The organism is Arenivirga flava (assembly GCF_030161575.1).
Taxonomy (GTDB): Bacteria; Actinomycetota; Actinomycetes; order Actinomycetales; family Microbacteriaceae; genus Arenivirga; species Arenivirga flava.
In genome coordinates, this window is record NZ_BSUL01000001.1 from 1,724,761 (window position 1) to 1,739,602 (window position 14,842).

14 protein-coding genes and 1 pseudogene are annotated in these 14,842 nt (G+C 73.5%); 3 read left to right on the top strand and 12 right to left on the bottom strand.

Annotation, left to right across the window (positions count from 1 at the left end):
* Positions 1–158 precede the first annotated feature (158 nt).
* The 6 genes from QQK26_RS08325 to QQK26_RS08350 all read right to left on the bottom strand — a co-directional run bounded on the left by QQK26_RS08325 (position 159) and on the right by QQK26_RS08350 (position 5,455).
* Complete coding sequence (locus QQK26_RS08325; RefSeq protein WP_284231784.1) at positions 159–935, bottom strand: SDR family NAD(P)-dependent oxidoreductase; 777 nt, start codon at positions 933–935, stop codon at positions 159–161.
* A 35-nt stretch (positions 936–970) separates the two neighbouring features.
* Positions 971–1,813, bottom strand: a complete 843-nt coding sequence (locus QQK26_RS08330; protein ID WP_284231785.1) for a sugar phosphate isomerase/epimerase family protein — start codon at positions 1,811–1,813, stop codon at positions 971–973.
* Positions 1,814–1,933: 120 nt separating this feature from the next.
* Entirely contained in the window at positions 1,934–2,224 is a 291-nt protein-coding gene (locus tag QQK26_RS08335) for an iron-sulfur cluster biosynthesis family protein (RefSeq protein WP_284231786.1), read from the bottom strand.
* Between the two features lie 105 nt (positions 2,225–2,329).
* Positions 2,330–4,396: a YhgE/Pip domain-containing protein gene (locus tag QQK26_RS08340; protein ID WP_284231787.1), complete on the bottom strand. Its 2,067-nt coding sequence runs from the start codon at positions 4,394–4,396 to the stop codon at positions 2,330–2,332.
* The gene (locus tag QQK26_RS08345) at positions 4,393–4,995 is read right to left on the bottom strand and encodes a TetR/AcrR family transcriptional regulator (protein WP_284231788.1); all 603 of its coding nucleotides are present in this window, start codon (positions 4,993–4,995) and stop codon (positions 4,393–4,395) included. The genes QQK26_RS08340 and QQK26_RS08345 overlap by 4 nt, the downstream gene beginning before the upstream one ends.
* A gap of 70 nt (positions 4,996–5,065) precedes the next feature.
* Positions 5,066–5,455 (bottom strand): YchJ family protein, encoded by a 390-nt coding sequence (locus QQK26_RS08350; RefSeq protein ID WP_284231789.1) that lies wholly within the window; start codon positions 5,453–5,455, stop codon positions 5,066–5,068.
* Between the two features lie 41 nt (positions 5,456–5,496).
* Here QQK26_RS08350 and QQK26_RS08355 point away from each other — a divergent pair, with 41 nt between their 5' ends.
* On the top strand, positions 5,497–6,282 hold the full coding sequence (locus tag QQK26_RS08355) for an esterase/lipase family protein (RefSeq protein ID WP_284231790.1): 786 nt from the start codon (positions 5,497–5,499) through the stop codon (positions 6,280–6,282).
* Positions 6,283–6,331: 49 nt separating this feature from the next.
* Here the strand turns inward: QQK26_RS08355 and QQK26_RS08360 are convergent, their stop codons facing one another.
* Genes QQK26_RS08360 through QQK26_RS08370 form a run of 3 tightly spaced genes read right to left on the bottom strand, consistent with a single transcriptional unit; the run spans position 6,332 to position 7,731 of the window.
* The gene (locus tag QQK26_RS08360) at positions 6,332–6,523 is read right to left on the bottom strand and encodes an antitoxin (RefSeq protein WP_284231791.1); all 192 of its coding nucleotides are present in this window, start codon (positions 6,521–6,523) and stop codon (positions 6,332–6,334) included.
* Positions 6,524–6,574: 51 nt separating this feature from the next.
* Complete coding sequence (mtnN, locus tag QQK26_RS08365) at positions 6,575–7,264, bottom strand: 5'-methylthioadenosine/S-adenosylhomocysteine nucleosidase (RefSeq protein ID WP_284231792.1); 690 nt, start codon at positions 7,262–7,264, stop codon at positions 6,575–6,577.
* Entirely contained in the window at positions 7,261–7,731 is a 471-nt protein-coding gene (locus tag QQK26_RS08370) for an S-ribosylhomocysteine lyase (protein WP_284231793.1), read from the bottom strand. The genes mtnN and QQK26_RS08370 overlap by 4 nt, the downstream gene beginning before the upstream one ends.
* 93 nt (positions 7,732–7,824) lie before the next feature.
* On the opposite strand from QQK26_RS08370, the gene QQK26_RS08375 reads away from it, so the two are divergent.
* The gene (locus QQK26_RS08375) at positions 7,825–8,385 is read left to right on the top strand and encodes a cupin domain-containing protein (protein WP_284231794.1); all 561 of its coding nucleotides are present in this window, start codon (positions 7,825–7,827) and stop codon (positions 8,383–8,385) included.
* 680 nt (positions 8,386–9,065) lie between these two features.
* Positions 9,066–9,914 carry an SDR family NAD(P)-dependent oxidoreductase gene (locus QQK26_RS08380; RefSeq protein WP_284231795.1) on the top strand — a complete coding sequence of 283 codons (849 nt, stop codon included), beginning with the start codon at positions 9,066–9,068 and terminating at the stop codon, positions 9,912–9,914.
* Between the two features lie 223 nt (positions 9,915–10,137).
* Here the strand turns inward: QQK26_RS08380 and QQK26_RS08385 are convergent, their stop codons facing one another.
* From QQK26_RS08385 to QQK26_RS08395, 3 genes and pseudogenes are all read right to left on the bottom strand, one after another.
* Positions 10,138–11,376 (bottom strand): alpha-hydroxy acid oxidase, encoded by a 1,239-nt coding sequence (locus QQK26_RS08385; RefSeq protein WP_284231796.1) that lies wholly within the window; start codon positions 11,374–11,376, stop codon positions 10,138–10,140.
* A 2-nt stretch (positions 11,377–11,378) separates the two neighbouring features.
* A complete protein-coding gene (locus QQK26_RS08390; RefSeq protein WP_348520049.1) occupies positions 11,379–12,653 on the bottom strand; it encodes a rhamnulokinase in 1,275 nt (424 codons plus the stop codon).
* A gap of 133 nt (positions 12,654–12,786) precedes the next feature.
* Positions 12,787–14,822 (bottom strand): annotated as a pseudogene (locus tag QQK26_RS08395) (bifunctional aldolase/short-chain dehydrogenase).
* Between the last annotated feature and the right edge of the window lie 20 nt (positions 14,823–14,842).

Consider the following 14,842-nt stretch of genomic DNA (forward strand, 5'->3'; position numbering starts at 1 on the left):
TCTCTCCTCAGATCGGCATCTTCCTGATGCTCCCCACGGCACAGAGCGGCAGGAACACGCCGATCTGCGGAGACGGGAGGAAGGGATGCGGGATGCGGCGGTGAGGCGCGAGGGCCCCGGCCGCGGGTGCGGTCGGGGCCCTCGGGGAGCGGGCGGGCTCAGTTGATGTGCGAGCCGCCGTTGATGTCGTACGTCGAGCCGGTGATGTAGGCCGACTCGTCGCTGAGCAGGAACGCGAAGAGGTTCGCGATGTCGTCGGCGGTCGCCTGGCGGCCCAGGGGCACGTCGGCGGCCAGCTTGGCCTCGAGCTCGTCGGTGGTGGCGCCGGCGCGGATGTCGGTGCTCACGACGCCGGGCGTGACCGCGTTGACGGTGACGCCGGTGGGGCCGAGCTCGCGGGCCAGGGCGCGGGTGAAGCCGAGGATCGCGGCCTTGGCGGCCGAGTAGGGCACCTTGCCGAAGACGCCGCCGCCGCGCTGCGCGGAGACCGACGACATGTTGACGATGTGGCCGTGGCCGCGCTCGACCATGCCCTGCGCGACGCGCTTGGTGACGACGTAGGTTCCGGTCGCGTTGATGCCCATGACGCGGTTCCACTCGTCGAGCGTGGTGTCGAAGAAGGGCACGGGCGAGGTGATGCCGGCGATGTTCGCCAGGCCGCTGACGGGCGGCAGCGCGGCCTCGATGGCCGACACGGCCGCGTCGACGCTCGCCTCGTCGGTGACGTTCGCGGCGACGCCGATCGTGGGCACGCCGAACTCCTCGGCGACGAGGCGCGCGGTCTCCTCGGCCGCGGCGCCGTCGAGGTCGATGACGGCGACGGCGAAGCCGTCGCGCGCGACGCGGCGCGCGGTGGCGCGGCCGATGCCTCGCGGCGAGCCGCCTCCGGTGACGATGACGGTGCGGATGCCGGCGTCGGCGGTGTTCTGGGTCATGGTGTGTTCCTCGGTCGTTCGATTCGGTGCGGTGTTCAGGCCTTCGCGGCGTCGAGCAGGTGGGAGACCAGTTCGCCCGCGGCGCGTGCGGCCGCGGGGCGGTCGTCGTCCTCCACGTCGCGGGTCTCGAGCTCGAGGGCGAGCACGCCCTCGTAGCGGTGCTCCGTCAGCGATGCGGCGAGGTCGGCGAAATCGACCTGGCCGTTGCCGATGGAGTGGTGGATGTAGCCCCGTTCGGCGTCGCGCAGGTGCACGTGGCGCGTGCGGTCGCCGAAGCGGTCCAGGAAGGCGCGCGGCGTGCCCCCGCTGGCGACGATGTGGCTGACGTCGCAGACGGCGCCGATCGAGTCGGGCAGCCGCTCGTAGAGCGCCGCGGAGCGCTCCTCGTCCCAGAGGAAGCGGAAGAAGTGCGGGGCCTCGACCCAGAGCTCGATGCCGCGGTCGCGAGCGAGACCGTCGATCCAGGTGAGCTGCTCGACGACCCGGTCGAGGTCGGCCTCGAAGCTCTCGACGGCGTCGTGGGACTGGCGGCCGTTCGGCAGCACGAGCGCGTCGGAGCCGATCGCGACGGCGAGGTCGAGCAGACGGTGCACGTGCTGCTCGCGGGCGGCGCGGGCCTCGTCGTCGAGCACGGCGTTGAGGTCGCCGACGTCGGCGTTGATGGAGCGCACCCGCAGGCCTGACGCGTTCACGGTCGCGGCGACCTGCTCCACTGCGGCCTCGTCGAGCACGTACGGCACGTGGTCGCAGACGCCCGGCAGCGCGCCGAGGTCGATGACCCGGAAGCCGAGGTCGGCGATGGTGGCCAGCGCCAGGTCGAGCGGCAGGTGGCGCAGGGTGATCGTGGAGCAGGCGATCCGCTCGGCGTCGAGGCTCACGTGGTTCTCTCTCTCTTCGAGGACGTCGGTCGCAGCTTATGTGTCTAATTGTTAACAGTCAATCGAGGCGACGAAAAGGGGCGCCGGACCATCCGGTCCGACGCCCCTTCCGAAGCCTGCTCAGGCCTCCTGCACGCCGATGGCGAAGCGCACGGAGCCGTCCTGCTCGACCTGCGCATCCAGCACCTTGTCATCGAGCACCTGCGCCGCGGTGGGCTCGAGGAAGACGCGGGCGCCGCCCTCCTCCACCACCGTGTCGGCCTCGAGCGGCTCGGGCACGAGCGACAGCGCGAAGTCAGTGGGGCCGCGGTCGGCGCCGTCGATGCGGAGCCCGCCGGTCTCGGTGCCGGGGTTCTGCTCGACGATGGTCTTGACGACGTTGGTCGCGTTCTCGGTCAGGGTGAGCGTCATGATGGGAATCCTTCCGTCGTGGACAACGTGCGCTCCACCCTTCCGACTCCCCCGCTCGAGGGCCAAACGGACGGACGGTTTGCGGAGGGAGCGCACACGGGCCGCTCAGGCGCTCGCGGCGACCTCCGCATCGACCTCGACCGCAGCGCCCGGCTCGCCCTGCCGCGACCGCCGCCTCGCGCGCGCAGCGGCGAACCAGGTGAGCAGCAGCGCCCCGACGAGCCAGAGCAGCAGCACGGGCACCGCCTCGGCCACGCCGATCGACCCGCCGGCGATGAGCGAGCGGAAGGCCTCGACGGCGTGGTTGAGCGGCAGCACGCCGTGCAGGGCCTGGAAGAGCGGCGGTGCCGTCTCGACCGGGTACGTCCCACCGGCGGAGGAGAGCTGGAGCACGATCATCAGCAGCGCGATGAAGCGACCCGGCGCGCCCAGCAGCGCGATGAGCGCCTGGTTGACCGCGACGAAGGTCAGGCTCGTGAGCAGCGCCATGCCGAGCAGCCCGGGCACGTCCGCGGCACGGACGCCCAGGCCGACCACCACCGCGCCGGTCATGAGCAGGCCCTGCACGACCGCGACCGCCGCGCCCGGGAGGTAGCTGCGCAGCGCCGCCACCACGCTCGGACCGCGCGCGGCCAGAGCGCTCGCGCGCAGGGCCGGCATCATCAGGTAGAAGGCGAGGGCGCCGACCCAGAGGGCGAGCGACATGAAGTACGGCGCCAGGCCGTAGCCGTAGCTGGGCACCTCGTTGACGCGCTGCGCGTCCAGGTCGACCGGGGTGGCCGCGACCTGGCCGAGGTGCTGGCGCTGTCCGGCCGTGTAGCTCGGCACGTCGTCGACGCCGTCGCGCAGGCGGGTCGCGAGCTGCCCGGCTCCGTCCTCGAGGCTGCCGAGGCCCTCGTCGAGGGCGGCGGCGCCGTCCGCGGCGTCCGCGGCACCGCCGGCGAGTGCCTCCGCACCGCTCCGCACCGTGCCCACGCCGTCGCGCAGCGCTGCCGTACCGCTCGCGAGCGCGCTGCCGCCGTCGGCCGCATCCGCGATGCCCTGAGCGAGGCCGGGTGCGGATGCGGCCAGGGCGCCGGTGCCCTCGGCCAGCGTGGCGAGACCGTCGTCGAGCGAGGCCGCGCCGCCGTCGAGCTGCGCGGCGCCCGCGGCGAGGCCCGTCAGACCGGGACGCTCCGCGCTGCCGTCGCCGACGAGCTCGGCGCTGCCCAGCTCGAGCTGCTGCACGGCGGCGCGGCGGGCCGCGTCGGGGAGAGCGTCCCAGTTCGCGAGCAGCTCCTGCAGGCCGGCGTCGAGACGCCGAGCGCCATCGAGCGCCGTCCCACTGCCGCTCGCGAGCCGGTCGGCCCCCGCGGAGAGGTCCTGCGCGCCGGCCGAGGCCGCCCCCGCGCCGTCGGCGAGCTGCTGCGCCGAATCGGGCAGGGCCGTGGTGGCCTGGCGGAGGGACTCCAGCCCGCCGGAGAGCGACGCCGCACCGTCCGCCGCACCGGAGGCGCCGGCGGCGAGCTCGGGCAACCCGTCCCTCAGGCGCCCGGATCCGTCGCGCAGCTGCGCGAGGCCGGTGACGAGCCGGGCGGAGCCGCTGTGCGCATCCGCTGCGCCGCCGGCCAGCTCGCCCGCTCCGTCGGCGGCCTCCTGCAGCGAGTCGTGCACGTCGGTGAAGCCGACGTAGACGTTGTCGAGGTACTCCTCGGAGACCTGCGAGGCCAGCGACGCCGTGACCCGCTCCCCGATCGTCGCGGCGATGTTGCCGACGATGAGGTTCGAGCCGTCGTTGGTCTGCACGGTGAGCTCGGCGGCCGTGGCGGCCAGCGGGTCCTCGTCGCCCGCGGAGGCCACATCGGCGGAGAAGGTCTCGGGGATCGTGAGCACGGCCGCGTAGGCGCCGCTGGTGAGGCCGTCGCGCGCCGCGTCCGCGTCGACCGCGCTCCAGCGGAAGTTGTTCGAGGCGGTGCTCCCGACGAGCTCGTCGCGCACCTCGTCGCCGAGCTGCAGCCGTTCTCCGTCCGCCGCGTCGGCGCCGGCGTCGAGATCGACGACGGCCGCCGCGATGCCGTCGAGGTTGTGCGTCGGGTCCTCGTTGGACCAGACGAGCGCACCGGCGTAGATGGACGGGATGAGCGCGATCGCCACGAGCACGACGATCTGGAAGGGGCGGATGCGGCGGGTCATGCGGTCGGTTCTCCCGATTCGGCACCCGAGAGGGTGATGAGCAGTGCGGCGATGCGATCGGTCATCGCGTCGACGGCGTCGGGGCCCGAGAAGTCGGAGCCGAGCCAGTCGGTGATGATCCAGACGGCGCCGGCGGCGATGGCGGCGACCCGGTCCTCGGGCCGCAGCGCGGCGCCGCGCGGGATGCGCGCGCCGAGCGGCGACTGCTCGAGGATGCGGGTGGACAGGAAGGCGACGACCGAGGCGCTCAGCTCGCGACCGCTGGGGCCGTGCAGGGCGCGACGGTAGAAGACGGCGTGCTCGCGCAGGTGCTCGAGGAGTCCGCCGACGCCACCGTGCAGGAACGCGGCCCACTGCCCGGTGCTCTCGAACGACGCCGGCGGCTGGATGAGCGCGATGCGCTGTTGCAGCCGAGCGAACGCCGCATCGCGGAACACCGACGGCAGGTCGCCGAAGTGCTGGTAGAGCGAGGGTCGGCTCACGCCGGCGCGCTCGACGAGGCCGCTGATCGTGATCTCTTCGAGCGGACCGGCCTCCATGGCCTCGGTCGCGGCGTCGAGGATCGCGGCGCGGGTGCGGGCGAGGCGGGGGTCGGTCACGAGGACCACCTTTCTTACAGACGTCAAGAACTTTACGTCTGTAAGAAATGCCCGTCAAGCCCACAGCGCGTCACACGGAGCGGACGTCCCCGTCCACGTAGACCCAGCGCCCGTCCTCGCGGACGAAGCGGCTGCGCTCGTGCAGCAGGCCGGCGCCGTCCGCATCCCGGTAGGAGGCGCGGAACTCGACGACCCCCTGCGCGTCCGCCGCTCCCCCGCCGACCGCGTCGACGATCTGCAGCCTGCGCCACACCGTGCCGCCGTCGACCTCGAGGGAGGCCGGGCGGGTCGTGCGCGACCAGGAGCGCAGCAGGTAGGCGGCGTCGCCGAGCGCGAACGCACTGAACCGCGAGCGCATGAGCCGCTCGGCCGTCGGCGCCGGATGCCCCGCGTGGAGCGGCCCGCAGCAGGCGGCCAGCAGCTCGCCGCTGCCGCAGGGACAGGCGGGCGGGGCGGTCATGCGCTCAGCCTAGGCCGACCGGGCACGCCTACGATCGGCGCATGCAGAGGGGGCTCGCACGGCACGGGGCGCGACTGGGCCGCGCCATCGCCGACGTCGTGCTCGCCGGCCTGCTCGGCCGGGAGTGGCTGCTCGACTCGCACTACGCCACCCGCTCGCACGTCGCGGTGCTGCGCCGCCCGCTCGATCCGACCCGCTATCGCGAGGGACTCGCCGACCGCGCGCCCATCGTCCTGCTGCCCGGGATCTACGAGGACTGGCAGTTCCTGCATCCGCTCGCCGACCTCATGCACGAGCTCGGGCACCCGACCCACGCGGTGGTCGAGCTGCGCCGCACCACCACGGGCATCGAGCGCGGGGCGGAGATCGTCTCGGCAGAGCTCGAGCGGCTCGACCTGCGCGGCGCCGTGCTGCTCGCCCACAGCAAGGGCGGCCTGATCGGCAAGAAGGTGATGCTGGGGCCGAGCGGATGGCGGGTGGCCCGCCTGGTCGCGATCGCCACCCCGTTCTCCGGCTCGGCGTGGGGCGACGTGCTGCCCGTGCGCGCCATCCGGGCGCTCGCGCCCTCCTCCCCCGACGTGCTCGCGCTCGCCGCGGAGACGGCCGTGAACGCGCGGATCACCTCGATCTACCCGCTCTTCGACCCCCACGTGCCGGGTGGCAGCGAGCTGCCGGGTGCCGAGAACGTGCGGCTGCCGATCGCCGGGCACTCGCGCATCCTGGCCGACCCGGTCGCCCTGCGCGCCGTGGGCCGAGCGGTGGCCGGGGCGGCGGAGGAGGCCGAGCGCGCAGCGGGGGATGCGCCGCTCGGCGACCGGTCGCGCTGAACCGGGCGGGTCGGCGCCGCTCGTCGCCCGGTCTTCTGAACTGGGCGGGTCAGCGCCGCTCGTCGCCGAGGTGCTTGCGAGCCGCCTGACGCGCCTTCTCGATCTTGTCGCGGTGCTTGCCGCCCGTGACCCGGTCGCCGGCCTGCGCGATGCCGTCCACGGCCTTGCGACCCGCCGACCGGCCCTGCTCGGTCTTCAGCGCGTGCTGCGCCGCCTTGAGGATCTTCGAGAAGTTCGCCATGCGCTCATGATCCGCTGCACCGCTGTGAGCGGTGCAAGGACCGGCTGAGGGTCAGCCCCGCGCCGCGAGCAGCGCCGCGACGACGCGTGCCGAGCGCTCGGCGGCGTCGTCCACGTGCTCACTGAACTCACCGCCGTCGGCGAGATCGGAGATGCCGCGCACCGCGACGAACCCGACCCCGTGCCGGAAAGCCACCTGCGCGAGCGCGGAGGTCTCCATGTCGGCGAAGAGCGTGTCGGGGAAGTCGGCGAGGATGCGGCGCGCTCTCTCCGGGACGACGAACGCGTCGGTGGAGACCGCGTCGCCGATGCGCACCACGTCGCCGGTGAGCGACGCGGCCGCCGCGACCAGCTCCGGCGGCGCCTCGTAGCCGTCGGGCATGCGGGGCACCTGGCCCAGCGCGTAGCCGAAGACCGTCACGTCGACGTCGGCGTGCACGACCCGCTCCGCGACGACGACGTCGCCGACCTCGACCTGCTCGCCGAGGCCGCCGGCGGTGCCGGCGCTCACGACCAGCTCGGCCGGCGCATCCGCTGCGCTCAGCGCGTGCAGGGCGGCGGTGAGCGAGGTCGCGGCGTTGACGAGGCCGATGCCGCCCTGCACCACGGCGACCGGGCGCCCGTCGAGGCTGCCGCGCCACCAGGGCTGGCCGGCGAGCGGTGCCTGCTCGATCGCCTCGCCCACGTGCGCGAGCACGGCGCCGGCCTCCTCGGCCATCGCCGCGACGACGACGACCGTCACGCCATCACCGTCGACCACTCGGCGCGGGCGGCGAGGAAGGGACGCACGGCCTCCTTCGCCTTCTCGAGGTCGTGGTGCGCGGCCCAGCCGCACTGCACCTCGTTCGCGGCGGGCACCTCGGCGGCCTCGAGCACGTCGTGCAGGGTGCGCTCGATGAGCGCCTCGACCTCGGCGATCTCGAGATCGCCGTCGAGGGCTAGGTAGAAGCCGGTCAGGCATCCCATCGGCGAGAAGTCGATGATGCGGTCGCTGTGGGCGCGCGAGAACTCGGCGAACATGTGCTCGACCGAGTGCACGGCCTCGCCGTCGAGGTGTGCGACGTTCGGCTGCGTGAAGCGCACGTCGTACTTGGAGACGACGCCGCCGCTCTTCAGCTCCTTGCGGTCGGCGAGCCGCACGTAGGGGGCGACGACGGCGCGGTGGTCGAGGTTGAAGGACTCGACGCGGGCGCGAGGGTTCTCGGTCATGGTGGCTTCCCTTCGACGGCGGATGCGCGGATGCGCGGGCCGTCGTCCATCCTCCCACCCGCATCCGCTCGTGTGACGCGCGATGATCGTGGCATGCATGAACCACGCAGGACGCACGCCGAGCGCCGCGCCGTCGACGGGCGCCTGATCGAGCGCGTGCCCGTGCCGCCGCTCGCCGCCGCGCTGGAGCTGGAGCCGCACCCGGAGGGCGGCTGGTACCGCCGCACCTGGGCCGGCGCCGCGGAGGTCGCACTCGCGGACGGGCGTGTACGGCCCGCGGCGACCCTCATCCTCTTCCTGCTGCCGGCGGGCGAGGCGTCGGCGTGGCACCGCGTGGACTCGGACGAGATCTGGATCTGGAACGGGCTGGGCCCGATCGCGCTGCAGCTCGGCGGCGACGGGGAGACGCCGGTCGGCGGGGAGATCGTGCGGCTCGGCGACGTGCGCGGCAGCGGCGGCGACGGCGGTCGCAGTGGCGACGGCGGTCGCGGCGGCGGTGGCGACGGCGGTCGCGGTGGCGACGGCGGTCGCGCCCAGGCGCTCGTGCCCGGCGGCGTGTGGCAGCGCACGCTGCCGGGCGAGGCGGAGGCGCTCGCGAGCTGCATCGTCTCGCCGGGGTTCTCGTTCGACGACTTCGTGCTGCACGAGGGCTGAGGCGCCGCCGCGGGGCGGGCTTGCGCGGGGTGTGCTTGCGCGGGGTGTGGCGAGCCGCGCTTGCGTGGGCCGTGGCGAGCTGCGCTCGCGCGGGCCGTGCGGGGCCGTCTCAGCGTCGAAACGACAACTCAGCATCGATCGCGGGGCTGAGTTGTCGGCACGGTACTGAGTCGTACGGGCGCAGGCGCAGCGCGGGTGTGGGCACGAGCGCAGCGCGGGTGTGGGCACGAGCGCAGCGCGGGTGTGGGCACGAGCGCAGCGCGGGCGTGGGCACGAGCGCAGCGCGGGCGTGGGCACGAGCGCAGCGCGGGCGTGGGCACGAGCGCAGCGCGGGCGTGGGCACGAGCGCAGCGCGGGCGTGGGCGCGGGCATGCGCCGGTCGCCGCAGCACGCGAGCCCACCACCACCGCACGCAGGCTGCGCCGCCGCGCGGGACCGCCTCAGCGTCGAAACGACAACTCGGCATCGATCGCGGGGCTGAGTTGTCGGCACGGTACTGAGTCGTACGGGCGCGGGCGCAGGCGCAGTCCGGGCGCGGCGCGGGCGCAGCGCGGGCGCGGCGCGGCGCGAGCGCGAGCGCAGGCGCGAGCGCGGCGCGGGAGGATGGGAACCGCGGGGGCGATCACGCCGAACCGTAGTGCGCGGGGTGCAACGCGCATCCGTCCGTCGAGAGGAATCCCATGACCCGCAGGACCGTGCTCATCACCGGCGGCTCCGACGGCCTCGGTGCCGTGGCCGCCGGCCTCGCCGCGTCGCGCGGCGAGCGGGTGCTGATCGTGGGGCGCAACCCCGAGAAGACCGCGGCGGTCGCCGAGCGCACGGGTGCCGAGCCCTTCGTGGCCGACTTCTCGGAGCTGGACCAGGTGCGCGAGCTGGCGGAGCGCATCCGCTCGGCCGTGTCGCACGAGGGTGCGGGCATCGACGCGCTCGCGAACAACGCCGGCGGCATCTTCCGGGAGGAGCAGCTGACCGTCGACGGCAACGAGCTGACCCTCCAGGTGAACCACCTGTCGCCGTTCCTGCTCACCCGGCTGCTCATGGACGAGCTGCTGGCCGGCGACGGCGCGACGATCGTGAACACCTCGAGCATCGCGCACCGCCTCTGGGGGGACATCGCGCTGGACGACCTCGACAACGTGCGCGGGTACAGCCCCGAGAAGGCCTACGGCGACGCGAAGCTCGCCAATGCGATGTTCGCGCGGGCCCTGCACGAGCGCTACGCCGACCGCGGCATCGCGGCGGTCGCGTTCCACCCGGGCATCGTGGCGACGGGGTTCGCCGGCGACACCACGAGCGTGCTGCGCTGGCTCTACGGCTCCCCGCTGGCGAAGCCCTTCCTCACCACGGCGCAACGCGGCGGCGAGACCCTCGACCGCTTCCTGAGCGGACGCCCCGGGGCCGACTGGAAGCCCGGCGCCTACTACTCGAAGCGCCGGCTCGGGAGGCTGCTCAACCCGCAGCTGCTCGACGACCGCATCGTGAACGGGCTGTGGGAGCGCAGCGCCGAGCGGGTCGGCATCGCGAGCTGACGCACGAGGCCCGCGGCGTGGTGCAGCCCCGACGCCGCAGTACGAGAACGACAGGGCTGCACGCGTGCGCGTACTGCCGTGTCGCTTCGATACTGCGGCTCGGGCGATCGGATGCACGATCCGGAGTCGGGGCCGGGGGCGGGCCCCGCGACCGCCGCCGGTCCCTGCGCGCGCCCGCGGGTCAGCCGCGGAGGCGGGCGGGTCAGCCGCGGAGGCGGGCGTGTCAGCCGCGGGGGCGGGGCACCAGGCGCTCGAGCTGGGTGACGTGCTTCGGCTCGAGCTCGTCGAGGCTGTGCGCGCCGAGCAGCTGCATGGTGCGCACGATCTCGGTCGAGAGGATCTCGATCGTGCGATCCACCCCCGCACGGCCTCCGGCCATGAGCCCGTACAGGTACGCGCGGCCGATGAGGGTGAAGCGGGCGCCGAGCGCTACGGAGGCGACGATGTCGGCGCCGTTCATGATGCCGGTGTCGAGGCCGATCTCGGTGTCCTCGCCCACTTCGCGCACCACCGCGGGCAGCAGGTGGAACGGGATCGGGGCGCGGTCGAGCTGGCGGCCGCCGTGGTTGGAGAGGATGATGCCGTCCACGCCTCGGTCGACCAGCTGCTTCGCATCCGTCACCGACTGCACGCCCTTGACGACGATCTTCCCCGGCCACATGCCGCGGATGATGTCGAGGTCGTCGTAGGAGATCGACGGGTCCATCGCCGCGTTCAGCAGTTCGCCGACGGTGCCGCCGGTGGTCGACAGCGACGCGAACTCGAGCTTGGGGGTGGTGAGGAAGTCGATCCACCACCACGGCCGCGGGATCGCGTTCACGATCGTGCCGACGGTCAGCTGCGGCGGGATGGAGAAGCCGTTGCGCTTGTCCCGCAGCCGCGCACCGGCGACGGGGGTGTCCACGGTGAACTGCAGCGTGTCGAAGCCGGCCGCGGCGGCCCGCTCGACGAGGCCATAGGAGATCTCGCGCTGGTTCATCACGTACAGCTGGAACCAGTTGCGGCCGTTCGGGTTCGCCTTCTTGACGTCCTCGATCGAGGTGGTGCCGAGCGTCGACAGGGTGAAGGGGATGCCCGCCGCTCCCGCCGCGCCGGCGCCGGCCGTCTCGCCCTCGGTCTGCATGAGCCGGGTGAACCCCGTCGGCGCGATCGCGAACGGCATCGCCATCGGGCCGCCCAGCACCTCGCGCGAGGTGTCGACGTTCGACACGTCGCGCAGCACCTCGGGGTGGAACTCGACGTCGCGGAACGCCCGGCGCGCGCGCATCAGCGACAGCTCACCCTCCGCGGCGCCGTCCGTGTAGTCGAACGCCGCCTTCGGCGTGCGCCGCTTCGCGATCGTGCGCAGGTCCTCGATCGTCAGCGCGCCCTGGAGGCGGCGGCGCCGCGCATCCAGATCCGGCTTCTTGAACTGCATGAGCTCGAGGAGCTCCTTGGGCTTGGGGAGTTGACGCTGGACCACGGCTACCTCGACGGGGTGTAGGAGCGGACGGGGAAGGAGTCGCGCACGACGGCGCGCAGGCTCTCGAGGGAGCCCGAGATCTGCCCGAGGGTACGGGCCTGCACGAGGAGGTTGCCGATGGCGGTCGCCTCGTCGGGTCCGGCGACGACCGGCAGCCCGGTCGCGTCGGCGGTGAGCTGGCAGAGCAGCGCGTTGTTGCTGCCGCCGCCCACGATGTGCAGCACGCGAACCTCGGCGCCGCTCAGCTCGCGGGCCTGCTCGATGGTGCGGGCGTAGGCCTCGGCGAGCGAGCGGAGGATGCTGCGCACGAGCCGTGGGCGGTCCTCCGGCACCGGCAGGCCCCGTTCCGACAGCCACGAGCGGATGCGGGTGGGCATGTCGCCGGGCGCCAGGAACGCCGCGTCGTCCACGTCGAACACCGGCGCATCGTCCGGGGCGGCCGCGGCGGCCGCGAGCAGCGCGCCGAGGTCGACGGTCTCGCCGCTGCGCTCCCACTCGCGGATGCTCTCGCTGAGCAGCCAGAGCCCGCCGACGTTGCGCAGGTAGCGCACCCGCCCGTCGACGCCGCCCTCGTTCGTGAAGTTCGCCGCGCGGCTCGCCTCGCTGAGCACGGGGCGCTCCAGCTCGACGCCGACGAGCGACCACGTGCCGCTCGAGATGTAGCCGTAGCCGGGCTCGGTGGCGGGCACGGCGACGACCGCGCTCGCGGTGTCGTGCGATCCGACGGTGCTGACCACCGCATCCGTCGCGCCGATGCCGCGGGCCGCTGTGGGCAGCAGTCCGCCCAGCACGGTGCCGGCGTCGACGAGCTCGGGCAGGATCGCGGTCGGCAGGTCGAGGCGCTCTGCGAGCTGGGCGTCCCATCCGCTCGTCGTGACGTTCAGCAGGCCGGTGGTGGAGGCGTTCGTGCGCTCGGCGACCGCGCGGCCGGTGAGCCAGCTGCCGAGCAGGTCGGGTAGCAGCAGCATGCCGTCGGCGAGCGGCAGGGTGCCCTGCTGCCGGTCGACGGCGAGCTGGAACAGCGTGTTGAAGGGCAGGTGCTGCAGGCCGTTGCGGCCGTAGAGCTCCTCGGCGCCGACCAGCGCGTGCACGGCCTCGACGCCGGCCGCGGTGCGCTCGTCGCGGTAGTGGTACGGCGTGCCGAGCATGCGCCCGCCGCGCAGCAGCGCGTAGTCGACGGCCCACGAGTCGATGCCGATGCCCGCGAGGTCGGGGCGCGCCGCGCGGCGGCCGCGAGCCCCTCGACCAGGTCGCGGTAGAGCTCGAGGATCGACCAGTGCAGTCCGTCGGGCGTGCGCACGGGCCGGTTCTGGAAGCGCGCGACCTCCTCGAGGCGCAGCCGCCCGCCGCTCAGCTCGCCGAGTACGACCCGGCCGCTCGTGGCGCCGAGGTCGACCGCTGCGAGGCTCGTCATCGCAGGAAGGCCGCGGCCACGCCGGAGTCGACGGGGATGTGCAGGCCCGTGGTGCGGCTCAGCTCGGGGCCGGTGAGCACGGTCACCGCGTCGGCGACGTTCTCGGGCACGACCTCGCGCTTGAGGATGGTCCGGTTCGCGTAGAACTGGCCCAGGTCCTCCTCCGCCACGCCGTAGGTCGCGGCGCGGTTGGCGCCCCAGCCGGCGGCGAAGATGCCCGAGCCGCGCACGACGCCGTCGGGGTTGATGCCGTTGACGCGCACGCCGTGCTCGCCGAGCTCGACCGCCAGCAGGCGCACCTGGTGGGCCTGGTCGGCCTTCACGGCCGAGTAGGCGATGTTGTTCGGACCGGCGAAGACGGAGTTCTTCGAGGAGATGTAGATGATGTCGCCGCCGAGGCCCTGCTCGATGAGGGCGGATGCGGCGGCCTTCGACACGAGGAACGAGCCCTTGGCCATCACGTCGTGCTGCAGGTCCCAGTCCGCCTCGGTGGTCTCGAGCAGCGGCTTGCTCAGGGACAGCCCGGCGTTGTTGACGACCAGGTCGACGCCGCCGAAGGCGAGCAGCGTCGCGTCGATCGCGGCCCGCACGCCGGCCTCGTCGGCGACGTTCGCGGCGACGCCGATGGCGACGTCCGTGCCGCCCAGCTCGGCGGCAGCGGCCTGCGCCTTCGCCAGGTCGAGGTCGGCGACGACGACGCAGGCACCCTCCTTCGCGAGACGGGTGGCGATGGCCTTGCCGATGCCGGATGCGGCGCCGGTGACGAAGGCGATGCGGCCCTGGTGGGTCTTCGGCTTCGGCAGGCGCTGCAGCTTCGCTTCCTCGAGCGCCCAGTACTCGATGCGGAACTTCTCGGCATCCGAGATCGGCGCGTAGGTGCTGAGCGCCTCGGCGCCGCGCATCACGTTGATCGCGTTGATGTAGAACTCGCCGGCGACGCGGGCGGTCTGCTTGTTCGCGCCGTAGCTGAACTGGCCGACGCCGGGCACGAGCACGATGAGCGGATCGGCACCGCGGATGGCCGGGCTCCCCTCCGTCGCATGGGCCTCGTAGTACGCGGTGTAGTCGGCGCGGTACTCGGCGTGCAGCTCCTTCAGGCGCGCGATCTGCTCCTCCAGCGGAGCCGTGGCCGGCAGGTCGAGGATGAGCGGCTTCACCTTGGTGCGCAGGAAGTGGTCGGGGCAGCTGGTGCCGAGCGCGGCGAGCGCCGGCGCCTTCTCGCTGGCGAGGAAGTCGAGCACGACCTCGGCGTCGGTGAAGTGGCCGATCTGCGGCCTGTCGTGGCTGGCGATGCCGCGGATGGTCGCGGCCAGGCGGGCGGCGCGCTCGCGGCGCTCCGCCTCGGGCAGGGCTTCGAATCCTTCTCGGGGGCACCGAAGGGCTGCGCCTCGCCGTGGGCGGCGATGTGCGCCTCCGCGGTGTCGATGATCCAGCGCGAGTTCGCCTCCGCCTCGTCGCTCGTGTCGCCCCAGGCGGTGATGCCGTGGCCGCCGAGGATCGTGCCGATCGCCTCCGGGTTCGCGCGCTTGATCTCGGCGATGTCGAGGCCGAGCTGGAAGCCGGGGCGGCGCCACGGCACCCAGACCACCTTGCCGCCGAAGATCTCGGCGGTGAGGCGCTCGCCGTCCGCGGCGGTCGCGATGGCGATGCCGGAGTCGGGATGCAGGTGGTCGACGTGCGCCGCATCGACGAGGGCGTGCATCGCCGTGTCGATCGACGGTGCCGCACCGCCCCTGCCGTGCAGCGTGTACGAGAAGGCCTCGACCATCTCGTCCTCGCAGTCGACGCCCGGGTAGACGTTCTGCAGGGCGCGGAAGCGGTCGAGCTGCAGCACCGCGAGCCCGCCCTCCTGCAGCGTGCCGAGGTCGCCGCCGGAGCCCTTGACCCAGAGCAGCTCGATCGGCTCGCCCGTCACGGGGTCGACGTCGGTGCCCTTGGCGGAGGTGTTGCCGCCGGCGTAGTTGGTGATGCGCGGGTCGGAGCCCAGGCGGTTGCTGCGCGCGAGGAGGTCGGCGGCGGCGGGGTTCGTCATGGCTTCGTGTTCTCTCTGTC